16 protein-coding genes, 1 tRNA gene and 2 pseudogenes are annotated in these 20,811 nt (G+C 74.2%); 10 read left to right on the top strand and 9 right to left on the bottom strand.

The genetic code is table 11. The features are described 5' to 3' along the window. Positions 1 to 4: 4 nt before the first annotated feature. The 8 genes and pseudogenes from ACIA6T_RS20970 to ACIA6T_RS20935 form a co-directional block, all read right to left on the bottom strand. Positions 5 to 1,288 (bottom strand): ABC transporter substrate-binding protein, encoded by a 1,284-nt coding sequence (locus ACIA6T_RS20970; RefSeq protein WP_399447968.1) that lies wholly within the window; start codon positions 1,286 to 1,288, stop codon positions 5 to 7. Positions 1,289 to 1,427: 139 nt separating this feature from the next. Next, a pseudogene (locus tag ACIA6T_RS20965) lies at positions 1,428 to 1,646 on the bottom strand (response regulator transcription factor); the annotation flags it as partial. Positions 1,647 to 2,273: 627 nt separating this feature from the next. After that, positions 2,274 to 2,347: transfer RNA gene (locus tag ACIA6T_RS20960), tRNA-Pro, on the bottom strand. An 81-nt stretch (positions 2,348 to 2,428) separates the two neighbouring features. After that, complete coding sequence (locus tag ACIA6T_RS20955; protein WP_399447967.1) at positions 2,429 to 2,815, bottom strand: MmcQ/YjbR family DNA-binding protein; 387 nt, start codon at positions 2,813 to 2,815, stop codon at positions 2,429 to 2,431. Between the two features lie 30 nt (positions 2,816 to 2,845). Then, positions 2,846 to 3,391, bottom strand: coding sequence for a GNAT family N-acetyltransferase (locus ACIA6T_RS20950; protein WP_399447966.1), 546 nt, complete (start codon positions 3,389 to 3,391; stop codon positions 2,846 to 2,848). Continuing rightward, positions 3,388 to 3,975: a helix-turn-helix domain-containing protein gene (locus ACIA6T_RS20945; protein ID WP_399447965.1), complete on the bottom strand. Its 588-nt coding sequence runs from the start codon at positions 3,973 to 3,975 to the stop codon at positions 3,388 to 3,390. Before ACIA6T_RS20945 ends, ACIA6T_RS20950 begins: the two co-directional genes overlap by 4 nt. A gap of 348 nt (positions 3,976 to 4,323) precedes the next feature. Next, positions 4,324 to 5,397, bottom strand: coding sequence for a FecCD family ABC transporter permease (locus ACIA6T_RS20940; protein ID WP_399447964.1), 1,074 nt, complete (start codon positions 5,395 to 5,397; stop codon positions 4,324 to 4,326). Further along, complete coding sequence (locus tag ACIA6T_RS20935) at positions 5,394 to 6,440, bottom strand: FecCD family ABC transporter permease (protein WP_399447963.1); 1,047 nt, start codon at positions 6,438 to 6,440, stop codon at positions 5,394 to 5,396. The genes ACIA6T_RS20940 and ACIA6T_RS20935 overlap by 4 nt, the downstream gene beginning before the upstream one ends. Positions 6,441 to 6,617: 177 nt before the next feature. Between ACIA6T_RS20935 and fes (ACIA6T_RS20930) the strand changes: the two genes are divergently transcribed. From fes (ACIA6T_RS20930) to ACIA6T_RS20895, 8 genes and pseudogenes are all read left to right on the top strand, one after another. Then, positions 6,618 to 8,120, top strand: a complete 1,503-nt coding sequence (gene fes / locus ACIA6T_RS20930) for an enterochelin esterase (RefSeq protein WP_399447962.1) — start codon at positions 6,618 to 6,620, stop codon at positions 8,118 to 8,120. 75 nt (positions 8,121 to 8,195) lie between these two features. Next, positions 8,196 to 9,170: an ABC transporter substrate-binding protein gene (locus tag ACIA6T_RS20925; RefSeq protein ID WP_399447961.1), complete on the top strand. Its 975-nt coding sequence runs from the start codon at positions 8,196 to 8,198 to the stop codon at positions 9,168 to 9,170. Next, positions 9,167 to 9,949: a 2,3-dihydro-2,3-dihydroxybenzoate dehydrogenase gene (locus ACIA6T_RS20920; protein WP_399447960.1), complete on the top strand. Its 783-nt coding sequence runs from the start codon at positions 9,167 to 9,169 to the stop codon at positions 9,947 to 9,949. The genes ACIA6T_RS20925 and ACIA6T_RS20920 overlap by 4 nt, the downstream gene beginning before the upstream one ends. Before the next feature lie 39 nt (positions 9,950 to 9,988). Continuing rightward, positions 9,989 to 11,182, top strand: coding sequence for an isochorismate synthase (locus ACIA6T_RS20915; RefSeq protein WP_399447959.1), 1,194 nt, complete (start codon positions 9,989 to 9,991; stop codon positions 11,180 to 11,182). Next, positions 11,179 to 12,819 (top strand): (2,3-dihydroxybenzoyl)adenylate synthase, encoded by a 1,641-nt coding sequence (locus ACIA6T_RS20910; RefSeq protein WP_399447958.1) that lies wholly within the window; start codon positions 11,179 to 11,181, stop codon positions 12,817 to 12,819. The genes ACIA6T_RS20915 and ACIA6T_RS20910 overlap by 4 nt, the downstream gene beginning before the upstream one ends. Positions 12,820 to 12,833: 14 nt before the next feature. Continuing rightward, positions 12,834 to 13,463 (top strand): annotated as a pseudogene (locus ACIA6T_RS20905) (isochorismatase family protein); the annotation flags it as partial. A 6-nt stretch (positions 13,464 to 13,469) separates the two neighbouring features. Continuing rightward, on the top strand, positions 13,470 to 13,697 hold the full coding sequence (locus ACIA6T_RS20900) for a phosphopantetheine-binding protein (RefSeq protein WP_399448123.1): 228 nt from the start codon (positions 13,470 to 13,472) through the stop codon (positions 13,695 to 13,697). Then, entirely contained in the window at positions 13,694 to 17,545 is a 3,852-nt protein-coding gene (locus ACIA6T_RS20895; protein ID WP_399447957.1) for an amino acid adenylation domain-containing protein, read from the top strand. Before ACIA6T_RS20900 ends, ACIA6T_RS20895 begins: the two co-directional genes overlap by 4 nt. A gap of 23 nt (positions 17,546 to 17,568) precedes the next feature. On the opposite strand, the gene fes (ACIA6T_RS20890) is transcribed toward ACIA6T_RS20895, so the two are convergent. After that, on the bottom strand, positions 17,569 to 18,864 hold the full coding sequence (gene fes, locus ACIA6T_RS20890; protein ID WP_399447956.1) for an enterochelin esterase: 1,296 nt from the start codon (positions 18,862 to 18,864) through the stop codon (positions 17,569 to 17,571). Positions 18,865 to 19,146: 282 nt separating this feature from the next. On the opposite strand from fes (ACIA6T_RS20890), the gene ACIA6T_RS20885 reads away from it, so the two are divergent. Together ACIA6T_RS20885 and ACIA6T_RS20880 are read left to right on the top strand one after the other, a co-directional pair. Next, positions 19,147 to 19,698 (top strand): hypothetical protein, encoded by a 552-nt coding sequence (locus ACIA6T_RS20885; protein ID WP_399447955.1) that lies wholly within the window; start codon positions 19,147 to 19,149, stop codon positions 19,696 to 19,698. A gap of 26 nt (positions 19,699 to 19,724) precedes the next feature. After that, complete coding sequence (locus tag ACIA6T_RS20880) at positions 19,725 to 20,780, top strand: YncE family protein (protein WP_399447954.1); 1,056 nt, start codon at positions 19,725 to 19,727, stop codon at positions 20,778 to 20,780. Positions 20,781 to 20,811: the final 31 nt, after the last annotated feature.

Below are 20,811 nucleotides of genomic sequence, written 5' to 3'. Positions count from 1 at the left end.
GTGCTCACGGGATCACGCCCTCGGATCGCAGGGCCCGGTCGATCTGTTCCCCGATGGTGCCGACCGCGCTCTCGGGCTCGATCTCCGACGGCGGGGACAGGGTGTGGGAGACGGCGATCGACACGTTCTGGTAGGCGGGGGTGAGCGGCCGTACGCTCGCCCTCTCCAGGGAGGACAGGACCTCCTCGGAGAAGGGGTACTGCTTCATGAAGGCGGGGTCGTCGTAGAGGGCGCGCAGGGTGGGCGGGAGTCCGCCCTCGAGCGCGGCGGTGAGCTGGTTCTCCCGGTCGCGCAGGCACAGGGCCGCCTCGAAGGCCAGATCGGGGTGGCGGGAGTAGGCGCTGACGGCGAGGTCGATGCCGCCGACGGTGGGGCGGGACGGGCGGCCGGCGTCGACGCGGGGGTAGGGCGCCCAGCGGAAGTCCTTGAACAGCCGCGGGTTGTTCGCCTTCATCGACGGATAGACGAACGGGTAGTTGATTTCGAAGGCCGCCACGCCGGACTCCATGGCCAGGCGGTTCTGGTCCTCCATCTGGTTGGGCAGGGAGGGGTCGGCGGCCGGGGAGTTCGCGAGGTCGCGCATGATCGAGGCGGCCCGTACGGCGGGCGGTCCGAGGGAGGGTTCGGTGGCGCTCGGGTCGAGGATGGAGCCGCCCGCGCTGTTGACCAGGGAGTTGAACCAGACGGTCAGGCCCTCGTACTGGGCGCCCTGGATCTCCACGTAGTGCGGTTCGCCCCGCCGGGCGAGCTCGCGGGACATGTTCAGCATCTCGGACCAGGTCTTCGGCGGGGTGGGCACCAGGTCCTCGCGGTACCACAGGAGCTGGATGTTGGTGTTGTACGGAACGGCGTACAGCTTGCCCTTCCAGGTGGCCGTCCGCAGGGGGACGCGGAGCGTGCCCTCGGTGGCCCGGCGTTTCGTCTCGCCGGTCCACTCGCGGATCCAGCGGGCCTCGGCGAACTCGGCGGCCCAGGTGACGTCGAGGCCCAGGATGTCGAGGGAGTCGTCCTCGGCGGCGAGCCTGCGCACCAGCTGCTGGCGCTGGCCGTCGGCGGCGCGGGGCAGTTTGTGGTAGCTGATGCGGTAACGGCCGCCGGACGCCCGGCTGCAGCGGTCGGCTGCCTGCTGCAGGGCGCCGGAGTCGTCGGGGAAGTTGTACCAGTCGAGGGTGGGCCGGGAGGTGTCCTCGTCACCGCCGCAGGCGGCGAGCGCCGATGCCAGCAGGGTCAGCGCGACCAGCGCCCGCGTCCGTCGCGGCCTTCCGGTACGTCCGCGCCTCGCGTGCACGCGCTCCACACCTCGCTTCCGGGATCACGGCGCGGGGGTCCGACCCCGCGGCGGCGCCTACCCGGCGAACGTTAAACAGGACATGGGGCGACATCAAGGACATTCACCCATGACTCGCCCCTCGCGTGCGGATCCCGGTTCAGCCGGTGGAGCCGCCCGGCACCACCAGGCCGGTCTCGTAGGCCACGACGACGGCCTGGGCGCGGCTGTCGAGGTCGAGTTTGGTCATCGTGCGGTTCAGATGGGTCTTGACCGTCGCCTCGCTGATGAAGAGCTGTTCGGCGATCCCGGTGTTGGACAGCCCTCTGGCCGTGAGCAGCAGCACCTCGCGTTCCCGGGCGGTGAGCGCCTCCAGGGACGCCGGGGAGTCCGGCACCGGCTCCGAGGCTCAGCCCGCTCGTCCAGCTCCCGGCCGTAGCCGCACTTCTTCGCCCAGGCGACGTCGGTGAGCACGTATCCGTTGCCCTGCCGGTCGGCGACGCCCGCGACCGGGCCGGTCCGGTACGGGAAGCCCTTCTTCTCCATGCACCTCTCGGCCAGGACTTCCTCGCCGCGCTCCACGGTGACCTGCTCGGCGTACGTCAGGTCACGCGGCCTGCCCGGGTCCGCCGGCGTGCGCCGTGCCGGCTGCCGGTCCGCGGGTGAGGCACAGCCCGGCAGCGCCACGGCCACGGCCGCGCAGAGGGAGACGAGCAGAACCCTCGTCCTGCCGTGACCGTTCCTGATCATGGGTGAGTCCATGCCGCCCCCTGCCGCCCCCGTGTCCCGCGGGGTGTGCTCCCCGCTCGGCAACAGAAGCCATGCCGCCGGCCCCGGCGGATCGTCAGCCCGCCGGTTGACGATCGCGGTAAACCTTGGCGGTACTCCGGCAGGCGGACTCAACCGTGTTTGCACGGGAGGCGGCCACCGGCCGACGGCCGGCGGAAACGACGAAGAGGCCGTCTCGGGTGTCCCCGATACGGCCTCCGACCTGCTGTTCAACAAGTCGGGACGACAGGATTTGAACCTGCGACCCCTTGACCCCCAGTCAAGTGCGCTACCAAGCTGCGCCACGTCCCGTTGCCCGTCTGACCTGGGGGTTCCCCCGGCCGAACGCGCACGGAAACCATACCGCACTCCAGGCGGTGATCGCGCACCCGTTTACGGCCGCGGGCTCTTCCCGGAGCGCGCCTCCTCGGACGGCAGGCCCAGCCGGGGATGCGCCTCGAGGAGCCGGGGCGGGGCCGCCTGGCGCCAGGAGTCGGCGAGGATGTCGCGCAGCTCGCCCTCGTCCTCCAGGGCGGCGAGGCGGACCCTGACCCAGGCGAACTGCGCCTCGTGGCCGGCGATCCAGAACTTCTCCGGTTCGGCGAGGGCCAGTTCGTCGCGCTCCTCCTTGGGGCAGCGCACGGCGATGGAGGTCTCGTCCTCGGGCAGGGTGGCGAACATCTTCCCCGCGACCCGGAACGTGGGCATGTTCCAGGCGACCTTCTCCGTGGTGTCCGGCAGGGACAGGGCGATCCGTCGTACGTCTTCGGCATCCGGCATGGCAGGCACCGTAGCGGCCGGCACTGACACTCACCCGGGGGCGGACGGTACGGGGCCCGTTCCCGGACGCTTGTAGTAGATCGTCGTGGGCCGCGGCACCCCGGCGGGGTCCGCCGCGTAGTCGGGGATGGCGCCGACGGGGGTCCAGCCGGAGGAGCGGTAAAGGCGCTCGGCGGGGCTGCCGGTCTCGGTGTCCAGGTGCAGCAGGGTGATGCCCCGCGCGGCGGCCGCCTCCTCCGCGACGGTCAGCAGCCGCCGTCCGAGGCCCCGGCCACGGGCCGCGCGGTGCACCATCAGCTTCACCAGTTCCGCGCGGTGGGCGCTGTTGGGCTTGTCGGGGAGGGCGAGGCTCACGGTGCCCAGCACCCTTCCGGGTTCCTCGTACGCCGCCCACACCGCGAGCCGGCCGGCGGCCACGGCCGCGGACCGCTCCTCCCACCAGCCGGCCGCCGCCGCGCGGCCGAGCGGGGCGAGGAAGCCGACGGAGGCGCCGCCGTCCACCGTGTCGGCCAGCAGTTCGGCCAGTGACGGGGTCAGGCCGGTCAGACGGGCCGCGTCCAGCAGGACGATGTTCACGGGCGCACCACCGCCAGCACGTAGCGCACGGCCTCGGGGCCGGGGCAGCGGAACCGGGTGGGGCCCCAGACGCGGAGTCTGAGGCAGTCGCCGTCGCCGAGACGGTGCTCGACGTCCCGGTCCGTCACGGCGAGGGCCCCTTCCAGGACCCAGATGTGCTGTTCCAGGCCGGGTACGGGCGGCCGGTCGTAGGCGATGTCCGCACCGGCGTCGAGCCGGCCCTCGACGAGTTCGCCGCGCAGCCCGCCGTGCGGCGGGGACACGGACCGGCGGACGAAACCGGAGGCCCTGTCCTCCCACACCGGCTGGTCGGCGGCCCGCACCAGCGGCGCGGGCTCCGCCTCGATCTCGCTGAGCAGCTGGGACATGGTCCGCCCGTAGACGGCGCACAGCCGGTTGAGCAGGGAGGCGGTGGGGCTGGTCTCCGCACGCTCGGCCCTGGACAGGGTGGACCGGCTGATCCCACTGCGCTCCGCCAGCTCCCCGAGCGACCAGCCTCGCTCGCTCCGCAGCTCGGCCAGGCGCCCGCCGAGCCGGACGTCGACGGGGTCCGGGGAGGTGCCCCCGGTTTCATCACGTTTCACATACGGGATTCTATCCCGTATCCGAGACGAGAGGGAGTGATCACCGGCCGGCTCTGGCGAAGTTGTTGTACAGCCGCCTCAGGTGCTTGGCCACGGGGCACTGTGCGCCGTCCGCGCCGCATTGACGACAGTTCCGAAGGTGCTGTTCGTAGTCCTGGCGGGCTTGCTCGAGGTGGTCGCGCGACGACTGCATTCGACTTTCCTGACGGTCATTCGGACGCCAACTCACTGGCGTCACAAGGGGGATGGGGTCACCTCGACTGGTTGCCTGAGGCGCACACATCAACTTTGATCTTGTTACTCGCAGTACGGCAAACCGGGCCGGCGGGCTGTGGTCCCGCGGGCGGTTCACAGCCGGGCGGCACGGCGCTCCCCGCGCAGCAGCCACGCCAGGTAGGCGCCGCCGGCCACGCCGGTGAGCACGCCGACCGGCAGCAGTGCCGAGCCGGTCAGCCGCTGGGTGACCAGGTCGGCGGCGGTCACCAGGAGCGCCCCCGTCCAACCGGCGGGCAGGACGTTCGGCCCCGCGGCCCGGGTCAGGCGGCGTGCCAGCTGCGGGGCCGCCATCGCCACGAACGGGATCGGGCCGGCCGCCGCGACGGCCATCGCCGTGAGTCCCGTACCGGCGGCGAGCAGGACCAGGCGGCTGCGCTCGGGCGGCACCCCGAGCGCGGCCGCGGTGTCGTCGCCCATCTCCAGCATCGTCAGCCGCCGCGCGTACAGCAGGACGACCGGGAGCAGGGCCGGCAGTCCGAGCGCCGCGACACGTACGTCGGTCCAGTCGCGGGCGTTGAGAGAGCCGATCATCCAGCTCGCCGCCTGGGCGGCCTTGCCGATGTCCGCGCGGACGTACAGGAAGCTGGTGGCCGCGCCGAGTACGGCGGACGCGCCGATGCCGACGAGGACCAGCCGGTAGCCGTGCACGCCGCGCCGCCAGGCCAGCAGGTACACGGCGGCGGCGGTGGCGAGGCCTCCGCAGACCGCGCCGGCCGCGGTCTGCGCGGCACCCGTGTCGAGGACGATGATCGCGACCAGTGCCCCGGCCGAGGCGCCGTTGCCGAAGCCGATGACGTCCGGGCTGCCGAGCGGGTTGCGGGTCAGGGACTGGAACACCGCGCCCGCCGTACCCATCGCGAAGCCGGTCAGCGCGGCCACCAGGGCGCGCGGCAGGCGCAGACCGAGCACCACGAAGCCGGCGCCCGGCGGGCCCTCTCCGGTGAGCGTGCGCACCACCTCGGCCGGGGAGAGCGCGTAGCTCCCGGTGCCGAGGGCGAGCACCGCGGTGCCGGCGGTCAGGAGGGCGAGCGCCCCGCACACCAGCAGGGCGCGGGTGTCGTACCGCAGCGACCAGCGGCCCGTGCGCAGCAGACCGTGCCGCACGCGGACGCGGGGACGGGTTCTTCCGTCCTGTGCGAGGCTCACAGTTGGGCCACCTTACGCCGCCGTACCAGATGGATGAAGACGAGACCGCCGAGGAAGGCGCTGACCGTGCCGACCTCGATCTCCGAGGGCGGCACGACGACTCGGCCGATGACGTCGGAGACGAGCAGCAGCACCGGCGCGTACAGCGCGCAGAACGGCATGAGCCGGCGCGGGTCGGGGCCGCAGAACGCCCGTGCGGCGTGCGGGACCATCAGGCCGACGAAGCCGATCGGCCCGCACAGGGCGGTCGCTCCGCCGCACAGCAGGGCGACGGAGACGACGGAGAGCACCCGCACGCGCCGGACCCGGGTGCCGAGGGCGCGTGCCTGGTCCTCGCCGAGGGCGACGGCCCCGAGCGGCCGGGCGAGGGCGAAGGCGAGCAGGGCGCCGGCCGCGAGGAGCGGCGCCACGGTCAGCAGCAGGGACACGTCGCGTTTGGCGAGGGTCCCGACGGACCAGTACCGCATCTCGTCGAGGGTGCTGAGGTGCCAGAGCTGGAGCCCGTTGACGTAGCCGAACAGGGCCGCGCTGACGGCGGTTCCGGCCAGGGCGAGCCGGACCGGTGTGGCGTGCCGGCCGCCGCCCAGGGCGTGGACGCCGGTGGCGGCGAGGGCGGCTCCGGCGAGCGCGAACCACAGGTACCCGGTGAACGAGGTGATGCCGAGGACGCCGATCGCGGTGACGACCGCGGCCGAGGCGCCCGCGTTCACGCCGAGCAGTCCGGGGTCGGCCAGCGGGTTGCGGGTCAGCGTCTGCATGACGGCGCCGCCGAGACCGAGGGCGGCGCCGACGGCGGCGCCGATGAGGGTGCGGGGCAGTCGCAGGTCCCGGACGATCGCGTCGTGCTCGGTCCCGGACGGGGTGAACAGGGCCGACCAGACCTGGTCGAGGGGGATCCGTTCGGTGCCGACGGCCAGGGACAGGGCGACCGCTCCGGCGAGCAGGAACGGGCCGAGCAGCAGGCTCGCCGAGCGGGCGGCGGACCGGGGCCGGGTGGCGGGGCGGGTTCCGTCCGGTGGCGCCGGGAGCGTCGCGGCACTCATGAGGCGACCGCCGCGACGGGGCCGCGTCCGCGGACAGGGGCCGAACGGCCCATGTGTGGGGCAGGCATTCCGAGGATCATGTGCTTAGCTTAGGCTAACCTAAGTAGACCTGTTGACGATTTCGTCGACAGTCCGTGGGCACGCCTGCCCTCCGACCAGCGGTTGACGGAGAACCCGATGACCACCCTCCCCACTGCCCGACGGCGCGGTGCCGCCGTGCCGGACGACGTCCGTCCGGTCCGGGTCACCGGTCCACGCGTCGCACGCCTCCTGGACGAGGTCGAAGGGGCCGACGCCCCACGGCGCACGGCCCTGGCGGACGCGTTCTGGAACGAGGTGGAGGAGCGGGGCACTCCCCCGGTGGAGGCCCTGGACGGCCGTCCCGGCCACCGCGCGGTCACGTTCCTGTGGCGGGGTCACCGGGCCACCCGGCGGGTGCTGTTGTCCGCCCACCACCTCACCGACCGCGGCCGGCCGGCCGGTTCGCTGCTGGAGCGGGTGCCCGGTACCGACGTGTGGCACCTGGGGCTGCGGCTGCGCGCCGACCACCGCGGCTCGTACCGGCTGGTCGCGGACCTCTCGCCGAAGGAGCCCGTTCCGGGTCCGGACGGCCTCCAGCAGCGGCTGCGGTCGCTGACCGCGCACGCCGCGGCCGACCCGCGGGGCCGGCTGTCCGTCCCCACCCGTTGGCGACCGGCCGACAGTTCGGTCTTCGCCCTGCCCGGTGCCCCGCCCCAGCCGTGGGCCGGGCGGCGGGGCCATGTGCCGGCCGGACATGTGGAGCGGCACCGTGTGGCGGGCGCGGCACCGATCGGTGACCGGGACGTGTGGGTCTATCTGCCGCCCGGTTCGGGCCGGACGGACGTCCCGCTGCCGGTGGCCGTGGTGTGTGACGGCGACATGTGGTTCGGACGGATGGGTTTCGGCGACACACTCGACGCGCTGATCGCCGACGGGGCGCTGCCGCCCCTGGTCGTGGTGGCGCCGGACGCCGTGGACCGGTGCACCCGCTGGCGCGACCTCGGCGGCCGGGAGCCGTTCGTCGCCTTCCCGGCCGATGAGTTGCTGCCCTGGGCGGCGGGCCGCCGGCCGCTGACCACGGACCCGCGCCGGACCGTGGTCGTCGGGCAGAGCCTCGGCGGGGTGACCGCGCTGTACGCGGCGCTCCTGCGCCCCGAACGGTTCGGCAACGTGCTGGCCCAGCCGGCCTCCCTGTGGTGGCGTCCGGGAGTGCCGGCACCGGCCGGCGCCGAACCGGCGGTGTACGGCACGCCGTGGCTCGCCGGGCGCTACGCCTGCGCCCCCGCGCGGCCGGTGACGGTCCATCTGGACGTGGACCTGCACGAGGGGGCGATGGTCGACCACCACCGCGCCCTGTACGAGGTGCTGCGCCCGGCGGGCCACCGGGTCACCTACGACACGTACAACGGCGGCCACGACTACGCCTGCTGGCACGGCGCCCCGGCCGCCGGACTGATCCGCCTGCTGGGCGGCTCCACCACCCCCACGGACACCCACACCGCCCTCGCCACTTCCGCCACTCCCGCCGCCCCCACCGCTCCCGCCGTTCCCGCGGGCAGTCGTGCCGCTGGGGCGGCACGGGTGGGCGCGACGGCACCCCGCAAGCGCCGGGCCGCGCAGACACCCCCCGGCCCGCACCAACGCCGGGGCACCCCGTAACCCGTCGGTCCTGGCCCCCGCATGTCCCATCCCCGTCCTTGTCCCCTCCCTGACCTTCCGAGGAGTCCCACTCACATGTCCCCCGTACGTGCCCCCCGCAGAACCGTCCTGGCCTCCGCCGCAGCCGTCGTGGCGGGAGCGCTGCTCCTGACCGGCTGCGGTGACGACGACGGCGACGACGCGGGCGGCAAGGAGTCCGGCACCCGTCGGATCACGGACGCCACGGGCCGCGAGGTCGACGTACCGGCCGCCCCGAAGAAGGTCGTCGCGCTGAGCGAGCCCACCCTGGACGCCGCCCTCGCCCTCGGTGTCGAGCCGGTCGGCACCACCGCGGGCCGCGGCCAGCAGGGCGTGTCCAGCTACCTGGCCGACAAGGCCGGCGAGGCGCAGGTCGTCGCCACCGTCGCCGAGGCCGACCTGGAGAAGGTGGCCGCGCTCCGGCCGGACCTGATCCTGCTCGACGAGACCACGGCGGTGAAGGGCGAGGTCGCCAAACTGGAGTCCATAGCCCCCACCGTCGTCACCGCGAAGCTGAACGAGGACTGGAAGAAGGCGTTCACCGCCACCGCCGACGCGCTGAACGAGAAGGCGCAGGCCGAGAAGCTCCTCACCGGCTTCGACGCCGACGTGGCCGCGGCCAAGGGGGAGTTGGGCGACAACGCGGGTGCGGTCGTCAGCGTGATCCGCTGGCAGGACAAGGCGCCCTCCGTCGTCGGCCGCGGCGTGGGCCACGTGGGCTCCATCCTGACCGCCCTGGGCCTGGACCGGCCGAAGGACCAGCAGGGCGTCGGCACCGGTCACAGCGAGCCGGTCAGTCCGGAGAAGCTGTCCACCATCGACGGCGACTGGCTGTTCCTCGGTACCCTCGGCGACAGGGCCGACGGCGAGAAGGCGTACGCCGAGGCGGAGAAGGTGCCCAACTTCGGTGAGCTGGAGGCGGAACGGGCCGGGCACGTCGTGGTGGTGCAGGGCTCCGCCTGGAACAGTGCCGGCGGTCCGCTCGCCGCGCGGATCGTGCTGGACGACCTGACGAAGGCCCTCGCCTCATGACCGCCGGACTCGGCGGCAGGCTCGCCCTCGTGACGGGGGCGGGCCGGGGCATCGGCGCGGCGGTCGTCACCGCGCTCGTCGAGGAGGGCGCCCGCGTCGTCGCCACCGACCTCGCGGCCGACGGCGTCGAGGCGCTCACCGGCCGGTACGGGGACCGGGTGACCGCGCGCCCCCTCGACGTCACCGACGCCACCGCCGTACAGGCACTGGTGGACGAGGTGGAGAACGGTCTCGGACCGCTGGACGTCGCCGTCAACGTCGCCGGGATCCTGCGCCCCTCGAACGCCGTGGACCTGACCGACGAGGACTGGGCCGCCACGTTCGCGGTCAACACCACCGGCGTCTTCCACGTCTCGCGCGCCGTCGCCCGCCCCATGGCCGGCCGCGGAAGCGGCTGCGTCGTCACCGTCGCCTCCAACGCGGCCGGCATCCCCCGTGCGGGCCTGTCCGCGTACGCCGCCTCGAAGGCCGCCGCCGTGATGTTCACCAAGTGCCTGGGCCTCGAACTGGCCGGACGGGGCGTGCGCTGCAACACCGTCTCCCCCGGCTCCACGCTCACCGACATGCAGCGCGCCCTGTGGACGGACGGCGACGACACGGCCGCCGCCCGGCGCGTGATCGACGGGGACCCGACGGCGTACCGCACGGGCATTCCGCTCGGCCGGATCGCCGAGCCCGCCGACATCGCCGACGCGGTGGTCTTCCTCGCCTCCGACCGCGCCCGGCACATCACGATGCACGACCTGTACGTCGACGGCGGCGCCACCCTGCGGGCCTGACCCCCGCCCCGCTCCACGCCTCCCCCACTGGAGACAGCCATGTCCCTTTCCCTCGACGAACCCACCGCCGCGACGGTCTCCCCCGGCACGGCGACCGCCCTGCTGGAGGCCTACCGCCCCACCGCCGACCGCTTCCTCGCCACCCCGCGCGGAACCCTGCTCGGGCGCGGCACCGCGGCCGGGATACCCCACGACGCCCGTCCGCCCGCCCGGCGGGTGCGGGAGGTGCTGGGCGCGCTGCGCCGACCGGGCGCCCCGCCGCCGGTGGCCGTGGGAGCACTGCCCTTCGCCCCGGACGCACCGGCCGCTCTGGCCGTCCCCGAACAGGTGCGCTGGGCGCCGCCGCTGCGCGAGGACCCGTTGATCGCCCTGCCCGTGCCGCACGACGGCGACCGGACCGACTGGCGGGTGCGGGAGGTGCCGGCGCCGGAGCGGTACGGCGAGGCGGTGGCCGCCGCGGTCGTGCGGATGCGAGCCGGGGAGTTCGACAAGGTCGTCCTCGCCCGGACCCTGGAGCTGACCTCCGCCCGGGAACCGGACCTGCCGGCCATGCTGCGCCGCCTGGCCCGCCACGACCCGGCCGGCTACACCTTCGCCGTGCCCAGCGGTCCGGGCCGCACGCTGATCGGCGCCAGCCCCGAACTGCTCGTCGCCCGGCGGGGCGGCCGGCTGACGGCCAACCCGCTGGCCGGGTCCGCGCCGCGCAGCGGCGACCTCGCCGAGGACGTCCGGCGTGCTGCCGCGCTCCTGGAGTCCGAGAAGGACCTGCACGAGCACGCCGTCGTCGTGGCCGCCGTACGCGAGGCGCTCGCCCCGCTGTGCCGCTCGCTGGAGGTGCCCGAACGGCCCACGCTGGTGCGCACCGCCGCCATGTGGCACCTGTCCACCACGGTCACCGGCGAGGTCGCCGACCCCGACGTCACCGCGCTCGACCTGGCCTCGGCGCTGCACCCCACACCGGCGGTGTGCGGTACGCCGACCGACACGGCCCGCGCCGTGATCACCGAGTCGGAGCCCTTCGACCGCGGCCCGTACACCGGCATGGTCGGCTGGCAGGACGCGGACGGTGACGGCGAGTGGGTCGTGACCATCCGCTGCGCCGAGGCCGAGGGCCGCACCCTGCGGCTGTTCGCCGGCGCGGGGGTCGTGGCCGCGTCCACCCCCGAGGCCGAGACGGCGGAGACGGCCGCCAAGTTCCGTACGTTCCTGCACGCCGTGGGAGCCGCCCTGTGAGCGCCCTCACGCCGGGGGCGGACTCCCCCACCTGGCCCGCGGAGTTCGCCGAGCGCTACCGCGCGGCGGGGCACTGGCGCGGCGAGACGATCGACGGCGTGCTGCGCGAGCGCGCCGCCGCCCACCCCGACCGGATCGCCCTGGTCGACCCGGCACCCGTGCGCCGTACCTGGACGTACCGCCGACTGGACGAGCGGGCCGACCGGCTGGCCGCCGGGTTCCTGGCGCGCGGTGTGGGCAAGGGCGACCGGGTCGTCGTCCAACTGCCGAACGTGGGCGAGTTCTTCGAGGTGGTCTTCGCGCTGCTGCGCATCGGCGCGCTGCCGGTGTACGCGCTGCCGGCCCACCGGGAGACGGAGATCTCCCACTTCTGCTCCTTCACCGAGGCCGTGGCGTACGTCGTCCCGGACGTGCACGCCGGTTACGACCACCGCGTGCTCGCCTCGCGCGTCCGTGAGCGGGTGCCCGGCCTGAAGCACGTGTTCGTGGCCGGTGATCCCGGCGGGCACACCGCGCTGGCCGAGGTGGAGTGCGTGCCGTCCGGCCCGTTCGACGGGCCCGCGCCGCACGAGCCGGCCTTCCTCCAGCTGTCGGGCGGAACGACCGGCGTTTCCAAGCTGATCCCGCGCACGCACGACGACTACCTGTACTCGGTGCGGGGTTCCGACGAGATCTGCGGTGTGGACGCGGACACCCGCTTCCTCGTCGTACTGCCGGCCGCGCACAACTTCCCGGCGAGTTCCCCGGGTTGGCTGGGCGTGCTGTACGCCGGGGGCACGGTGGTGCTGTGCCCGGAGCCGGACCCGGTCACCGCGTTCGAGCTGATCGAGCGCGAGCGCGTCACGATGACCGGGCTGGTCCCGCCGCTCGCCCTGGTGTGGACCGACGCCGCGCCCGGATCCACGTACGACCTGTCGAGCCTGGAGCTGGTGCTCGTCGGCGGCGCCAAGTACAGCGAGCGGGCGGCGCGTCGGCTGGAGCCCGCGCTGGGCTGCCGGCTGATGCAGGTGTTCGGGATGGCCGAGGGACTGGTCAACTACACACGCCTCGACGACGACACCGAGACCGTGGTCACCACACAGGGCCGGCCGATCTCCCCCGACGACGAGATCCGCGTCGTGGACGACGCCGACGAGGACGTTCCCGACGGGGAGTTCGGGCATCTGCTGACCCGTGGCCCGTACACCGTTCGCGGTTACTGGCGGGCCCCCGAGCACAACCGGCGGGCCTTCACCGAGGACGGCTTCTACCGCACCGGTGACATCGTGCGGCGCACCCCGACCGGGCACCTGGTGGTGGAGGGACGGGCCAAGGACCAGATCAACCGCGGCGGCGAGAAGATCGCACCGGAGGAGATCGAGAACATCCTGCTCGCCCATCCGGCCGTCCACGACGTGTCGGTGGTCTCCGTGCCCGACGCGTACCTCGGTGAACGCTCCCTCGCCTACGTGATCCTGCGCGAGGGCGCCGAGCCCCTGAAGCCGGCCGCGGTCAAGCGGTTCGTGCGCGAGCACGGCGTCGCCGCCTACAAGGTCCCCGACCTCGTCGAGTTCGTCGGCGCCTTCCCGCGGACCGGTGTCGGCAAGGTCAGCAAGAAACACCTGCGGTCCGCCGCCGAGCAGCCCGAGAAGCACTGAAAGGCCCCCTCCCCATGGCCCTGCCCGCCATAGCCCCCTATCCGCTCCCGGCACCGGACGAACTCCCCGCGAACCGCGTCCCCTGGCACGTGGACCCGGAGCGCGCCGTGCTGCTCGTGCACGACCTGCAGCAGCACTTCCTGTCCGCCTACCCCGCCGGGGAACAGCCGCTGACCGGCATGCTCGCCAACACCGCCCGCCTGCTGACGACGTACCGGCGTCTCGGCGTGCCGGTCGTGTACTCCGTCCAGCGCGGCGGCCAGACGCCCGAGGAGCGCGGCCTCCAGCTCGACTTCTGGGGCCCCGGCGCCGCCGACGACCCCGAGGCGCTGGCCGTTCCCGAGGCGGTGGCGCCCGCGGACGGGGACACGGTGCTCACCAAGTGGAAGTACAGCGCCTTCGTCCGCACCGACCTGGCGGAGCTGCTGCGCCGCGAGGGCCGGGACCAGCTGGTGATCACCGGCGTGTACGCGCACATCGGCGTGCTGATGACCGCCGCCGACGCGTGGATGCGGGACGTGCGGGCGTTCGTGGTCGGTGACGCCGTCGCCGACTTCTCCCGCGACGACCACGACCTGGCGCTGCGCTGGGCGGCCGGCCGGTGCGCGGTCGTGACCACCACCGACACACTCCTCCAGGAGGTCCGAGTCATGCCGCTCACCGTGGAACGGATCCGCCACGACGTCGCCGACTGCCTCGGCGAGGACCCCGCGGACGTCCCCGTCGACGAGAACCTCGTCGACCACGGTCTCGACTCCGTCCGCGTCATGACGCTGCTGGAGGGCTGGCGCCGCGACCACGCCGTCACGGCCGGCTTCGCCGACCTCGCGGAGCAGCCGACGGTCGAGGCCTGGGCACGTCTGCTGGGGGCCGTATGACCGCCCTGCCCCTGACGGCGGCCCAGTCGGGCATGTGGTACGCGCAGGCGCTCGACCCGCTGAGCCCCGCGCAGAACACCGCCGAGTGCCTGGAGATCGACGGGCCGCTCGATCCGGAACTGTTCGCCGCGGCGCTGCGCCGGGTGGCCGCCGAGGCCGAGGCGCTGCGCGTCCGTGTCGAGGACACCCCGGACGGGCCCCGTCAGCACCTGTGCCCGCCGGGTGGGCCGCCGCTGACCGTGGACGGGGCGAGCAGCCCGGAACGGGCCGAGGCGTGGATGCGCGCCGACCTGGCCGAGCCGTTCGACCTGGCGCGCGGACCGCTGTTCCGGCACGCCCTGTTCCGCGTCGGTGAGCGGCGGTGGCTGTGGTACCAGTGCGTCCACCACCTGGTGATCGACGGTTACGGCTGCTCGCTGCTGGTGCGCCGCACCGCCGAGGTGTACTCGGCGCTGGCCCGTGGTGAGGAACCCGCCGCGTGCTCCTTCGGGAGCCTGGCCGACCTCGTCGCGGACGACGCCGCGTACCGGTCGTCGCCCGCCTTCGCCGCCGACCGCGCCCACTGGACCGGGTCGTTCGCCGACCGGCCCGAACCGCCCCGGCTCGCGGGCCGCGGCGCGCTGCCGTCCCGTACGTTCCGCCGCCACGGTTCCCCGCTGTCCCCTGAGACCACGCGACGTCTGAAGGACCTCGCGGCCCGGCTGCGCGCGACCTGGCCGGACGTGCTCGTCGCCGCCCAGGCGCTGTACACCTCCCGGGCCACGGCGCGGGCGGAGGTGGTGCTGGGGCTGCCGATGATGGGCCGTATGGGCTCGGTGGCGCTGCGCGTGCCCGGCATGGTGATGAACGTGCTGCCGCTCCGGCTCACCGTCTCCCCCGGGGCGACGTTCGCCGAACTGGTCCGGCAGGTGGTGCTCGGCATCCGCGAGGCACGCCGCCACCAGCGCTACCGCTACGAGGACATCCGCCGCGACCTGGGGCTGCTCGGCGAGCACCGGGGGCTGGTGGGCCCGCTGGTCAACGTCATGCCCTTCGACTACGGCGTGGACTTCGCGGGCGCCCCCGCCCGGTCCCGGAACCTGTCGGCGGGGCCGGTGGACGACCTGACCGTCAACATCCACGACCGTGCCGACGGCCAGGGTCCGCGCATCGACTTCGACGGCAATCCCGTGCTGTACGACGACGCGGAACTCACCGCCCATCAGCAGCGGTTCCTGTACCTGGTGGAGCGCCTCACCGACGCCGATCCGTACCTCCCGCTGTCCGCGCACGCGATCGCCACCCCGGCGGAACAGGCCCTGGTCCTCGATGAGTTCAACGACACGGACCGGGAGCTGCCCGCGACCACCCTGATCGGGCCGATCGAGGCGCAGGTCCGCCGCACCCCCGACGCGACCGCCCTGGTGTGCGCGGACCGCACGCTGACCTACGCCGAACTCGACACGCGCGCCAACCGGTTGGCGTGGCACCTGCAGTCCCTCGGTGCCGGGCCCGGAACCGTGGTGGCGGTGTCGGTGCCGCGTTCGGTGGAGCTGGTCGTGGCGCTGCTCGCCGTGCTGAAGGCGGGGGCGGCCTATCTGCCGCTCGACCCGGACTATCCGGCGCCGCGGCTGGCGTACATGCTCCGGGACGCGGCCCCGGTGTGCGCCGTCACCGACCGCGCCGGCCGCCTCCCGGACGGCACCGGCACGCGGGTGGTCGCCCTGGACGGACTCGACGTGTCCGGGTGTCCGGGGACCGTCCCGGCGCGCGCCCTGACCCCCGCCCACCCGGCGTACGTCATCTACACGTCCGGTTCGACGGGCCGCCCCAAGGGCGTGGTCGTACCGCACCGGGCGATCGACAACCGGCTGCGCTGGATGCAGCACGCGTACGGGCTGACCCCGGCGGACCGGGTGCTGCAGAAGACTCCGTCGTCGTTCGACGTGTCGGTGTGGGAGTTCTTCTGGCCGCTGCGCGAGGGCGCGACGCTGGTCGTCGCCGAGCCGGGAGGCCACAAGGACCCGGTGTACCTGGCCCGGCTGATCCGCGAGCAGGCCGTCACCACCTGCCACTTCGTGCCGTCGATGCTCCGGGTGTTCCTGGCCGGGCGGGAGGCGGCCGGGTGCGCGCCGCTGCGCCGGGTGTTCTGCAGCGGCGAGGCCCTGCCCCGCGAGACCGCGCACGCCTTCGCGCGCACGCTGCCCGGGGTCGAGCTGCACAACCTGTACGGGCCGACGGAGGCCGCGGTCGACGTCACGTACCACGCCTGTGACCCGGCGGACTCGGGCCCGGTGCCGATCGGGCGGCCGGTGTGGAACACCCGCCTGTACGTGCTGGACGCGGGCCTGCGGCACTGCCCTCCCGGTGTACCCGGCGAGTTGTACCTGGCGGGTGTGCAACTGGCCGACGGCTACCTGGGCCGGCCGGAGCTGACGGCGTCCCGGTTCGTGCCCGATCCGTTCGGGCCGGCCGGCACCCGGATGTACCGGACCGGCGACCTGGCGCGCTGGACGCGGAAGGGCGAGGTCGAGTACCTCGGCCGCACCGACCACCAGGTCAAGCTGCGCGGCCAGCGCATCGAACTCGGCGAGATCGAGGCCGCGTTGACGTCCCGGCCCGGCGTGGACGGCGCCTGTGCGGTGGTGCTGGAGGACCGGCTGGTCGGCTATGTGACCGGAGACGCCGACCCGGCCGGGGTGCGGGCGGCGCTGGCGCGCGAACTGCCGGAGCACATGGTGCCGTCGGCGGTCGTCGCCCTGGAGGCGTTCCCGCTCAGCCCCAACGGCAAGCTGGACCGCCGCGAGCTGCCCGCCCCGGTCTTCGCGGGCGGTACGGCGGGGCGGCCCCCGGCGTCCGCCGGCGAGGAGACGCTGACCCGGCTGTTCGCGCAGGTGCTGGACGCGGAACGGGTCGGTCCCGACGACGCGTTCTTCGACCTGGGGGGAACGTCGCTCCTCGCGGTGCGCCTGGTGGGGCGGATCCGGGAGGAACTGGGCGCCGAGCTGACGATCGGCGCGCTGTTCGAGGCGCCGACGCCCGCCGCGCTCGCCGCCCGCCTGGAGGCCGCCGCCCCGGCCTCCGGGGCCGCGCTGGACGTCGTACTGCCGCTGCGCGCCGAGGGCGACCGGCCGCCGCTGTTCGCCGTGCACCCCGCCGGGGGCATCGCCTGGTGCTACGCCGCCCTGGCGGCCCGGCTCGGACCGCGGCAGCCGGTGTACGGCATCCAGGCCCGCGGCCTGACCGGCGACGAGGCGCTGCCGCGCACGCTCCGGGAGGAGGCGGAGGACTACGCCGGACGCATCCGCGCGATCCGCCCGCACGGCCCGTACCGGCTGGTGGGCTGGTCGGTCGGCGGGGTCCTCGCGCACACCGTCGCGGTACTGCTCCAGCAGGCGGGTGAGGAGGTCGAACTCCTTGCGCTGCTCGACGCGTTCCCGTCCGAGCAGTGGCGGGAGAGCCCCGCGCCCGAGGAGGGCGACGCGCTCACCGCGGTGCTGCGCATGGCGGGCTTCGACCGCACCGGCGAGCGCACCCGCGAGGACGTGCTGGCCACGCTGCGCCGGGCGGGCAGCCCGCTCGCCGGGCTGCCGGGGCACACCCTGTCCCGGATCGTCGACATCGTGCCCAACCACGCCCGCATGATGCGCGAGCACACGCACGGCACGTACGACGGCGACGTGCTGTTCTTCACCGCCGCCGCCCCGCGCGCCGAGCACTGGCTGACCCGCGAGGCGTGGCGGCCGTACGTGAGCGGCCGTCTGGTCAACCACGACCTGGACTGCACCCACCCGCAACTGATGCGGGACCGCCATCTGGACGACATCGCGGCGGTCCTCGCCGCCCGGCTGAAGGAGCTGGACGCATGACCTCCGCGATGCGCGGCCGGGTGTCAGCGGGCCAGGAGTTCCACCAGTCCGTCGGCCAGTTCCGTGCGCCAGCACAGGTAGTCGTGGCCGCCGTTGAACTCCCGGTAGGAGGAGTCGTGGTAGCCGGCGGACGCCAGGGTGTCGCGCAGCCGGCGGGCCGCGGGCAGGGCGACCCATTCCTGCTCGCCGAAGGAGAGCCACAGGCGTACCGGCAGCCGTGGCGTCGCGGCGAGGACGCGGGTGAGCCACTCCGCGTCCTCGCCGACCGGCCACCAGAACGAGCCCGACTGGGCGAGGGCGTTGCCGAAGCGGTGCGGGGCCGCCACGGCGGCGTAGGCGGCGGTCAGCCCGCCCAGGCTCTGCCCGGCGATCACGGTGCGCGCCGGGTCGGCGGTCAGGGGCAGGTGCCCGGCCGCCCAGGGCAGCAGGTCGTCGGCGAGGAAGGCGACGTACTCGGGGTCGCAGGTCAGCTCGGCCCAGCGGGTGGGCTCGTCGACGGCCTCCGGCAGCACGGCGGCCACGGGCGGGATGCGGCCGTCGGCGATCAGGTTGTCCAGCAGGTGCGACAGGCCCAGCCGGGGCCCCCAGTGCTCGCCGTCGAGCAGGACCAGCACGGGCAGTCCGGCCGTGCCGCGCCCGGTTCCCGGCTCCGTGCCGGGTGGCGCGTACAGCCACACGCGCCGGCTGCCGCCGAGACGCCCGGCGGGCACGCGGTGCCCGGTGACGGTGCCGCGGGCGACGTCCGGGCGCGGTTCCCAGTCCACGGCGCGCGGTGCGGCCGGGAGTTCGGCGTACGGCACCGGGTCGCCGCCCCAGCGGCGGGGCAGTGTGCGGGAGTTGAACGGGTCGGCGCGCCGGTGGGTGCGCAGCCGGCGCCAGTGGTCCGGCGCGTCGGGGTCGAGGCCCGTCCCCTCCTCGACGTGGAAGTCGTAGGTACCGCGCCAGTCGTGGCGCAGCCGGAGCGTGAGGTGCCATACGTCCGTCCCCGGGACGTGCTCCATCAGGTTGTCCTCGGGGGCACGCGGGTCGCCCAGCTTGTTGGGCAGCACCTCGACGGCCCGGGTGGCGGCCGTGCCGCGCCACAGGAACGTCACCGCCCGGTGCTCGGCGCTGCCGTACGGGTCGGGCCCCACCAGGGGCGTGCCGTGCGCGCGGACCTCGGCCCAGAACTCCTCGACGCCGTCCGGACCGGGCAGTTCCCGGACGGGCTCGGCCAGCCGGGGCACCGGGTGCGGCCGGGGCGTGCGGGGCGGGTGGTGCGGGGTGTTCCGGGGAGGTACGGCCGGATGGGTGTGTACGGAATCCAATGGACTGCCCATGATCTTTGAGTTAGGTTAGCCTTACCTTACCTGATCGCATCCCGGTTTCCGCGCCGCCTCTCGCCGCCCCGCCGTGCCGCCTTCTCCTCTCCCCGTCCCCTTCACGGACGTTCGCCTGCCAGGAGCAGCAACCATGACCTCTGACAGATCCGCTCCGCCCTCCGGTGCCCGGCTGAGCCGCGTGGTCGCCCTGACCGCCGGCGCGACACTCGGCCTGGGCGCCCTCTGCGCCGCCCCTGTGGCCATGGCCGGCACGGAAGGCACGCGGGGGCCACCGGCACGGTGGCCCCCGCGGCGGACACGGCCGCCCCTTCGGTCGCCCTGGGCGCGTCCTCGGTACGGCAGGGCGGCGAGGTGCCGTTCACGGCCACCGGCTTTCCGGCCGGGGCGACCCTGAGCGTCAAGTTCGACGACGGCGCCCTGCTTGAGCGGTTCCCGGTCGGCGCGGACGGCAGCGCGTCGGGCACGGTGACGGTTCCTGCGGACACGGCGACCGGCGACCACTGGCTGCGGTTCCTCGCACCCGACCCGCCCACCTCGCTGAAGGTGGCGTTCACGGTCACCGCGGCCGGGACGGACGGTGCCGGATCGCCCGCGGCCTCCTCGACCACCGCACCCGAGACGAAGGCCACCGAGACCCTCGCGGCCACGTCCCTGGCGGCCCCCGTCTCCTGCTCCACGATCGCCTGGTCCGCGGCGGCCGCCGCGGCCGGCGGTGCCGCCGGAGCCGCGGCCACCACGCTGCTCGTCGTCCGCCGGCGCACCGCCGGGCGACCGACACGCCGCCGCACGCGGCCCCCAAGCCACTTCTCCCACGCAGTGACACCCCGTTGATTCCCGAGAAAGGGAGTTCCACCACCATGTCCGTTCCCACCACCCGCACCTCCCGCCGCACCGCGGTCGCCGCTGCCGTCGCCGTGGCGGTCGCCGCCGGCGGCACGCTGACGCTGGCCGGCACCGCGTCGGCACACACGAGCGGCTCGCAGGTCACCGCCGCGAAGCTCACCAAGGGCCTGTACCAGTCGTCCTACTCCGAGCGGAACGACGTCCTGTGGGTCACCGCCGCCGTCGGCCGCCCGCCGGTCACCGAGTCCCACCTGCTGAAGGTCGACCCGAGGACCCTGGAGATCGAGGCCGACCACACCCCGCCGGTCACCGACACCGCCACCGGTGCCGTCGAGGCGGTCTACGGCGTCGCCGTGGACGACGAGCACAACACCGTGTGGACGACCAACACCCGCGACAACACCGTCTCCGTCTACAGCCAGCGCACCGGCGAGCGGCTGGCCGGCCTGCCGGACATCGCCCACGCCCGCGAGATCGTCGTCGACGAGCGGCACGACACGGTCTGGGCGAGCGGCTACGGCGACGGCACGCTGGTCGCCTTCGACTCCAGGACGTTCAAGGAGAAGAAGCGCGTCACCGTCGAGGGCGCGGGCCCGACCGGCCTGACCCTCAACGAGAAGACCGGCACCCTCTACGCCGCCGACCTCGGCAACGACCGGCTCATCGAGCTGAAGCGCGGCTCCGCGACCCCGCGCTTCCTGCCGGCCGGTGACGGTCCGGTCTCGGTCTCCCTGTCGAAGAACGGCCGGACGGCCTACACCGCCGACCAGACCTCGGGCACCCTGTCCGTGATCGACCTGCGCGAGGGCACCGTGACCAAGTCGGTGGCGACCGGCGCCGGCGCCCTCTCGGTGGCCACCGACGAGCGCTCCGGCGACGTCGTGGTGGTCAACCGCACCGCCGCCACCGTCACGGTGGTCGACCCGCGCGAGGGCGTGGTCGAGGAGACCGTGGCCACCGGCGCCAACCCCAACCACGTGGAGATCGCCGACGGCACCGCCTACGTGACCGACAAGTCCGGCGCCACGCAGACCGAGGACACGCTGACCCGGATCCGCCTCGCCCGCTGAGGCATCGACGGGGGCGGCCGGGCCCGCCGGC

The sequence above is a fragment of the Streptomyces sp. NPDC051740 genome, from assembly GCF_044453165.1.
In the GTDB taxonomy this organism is placed as follows: domain Bacteria; phylum Actinomycetota; class Actinomycetes; order Streptomycetales; family Streptomycetaceae; genus Streptomyces; species Streptomyces atrovirens.
The sequence above is the reverse complement of the archived record's forward strand: the minus strand, read 5'-3'. Positions and strand labels throughout refer to the sequence as shown.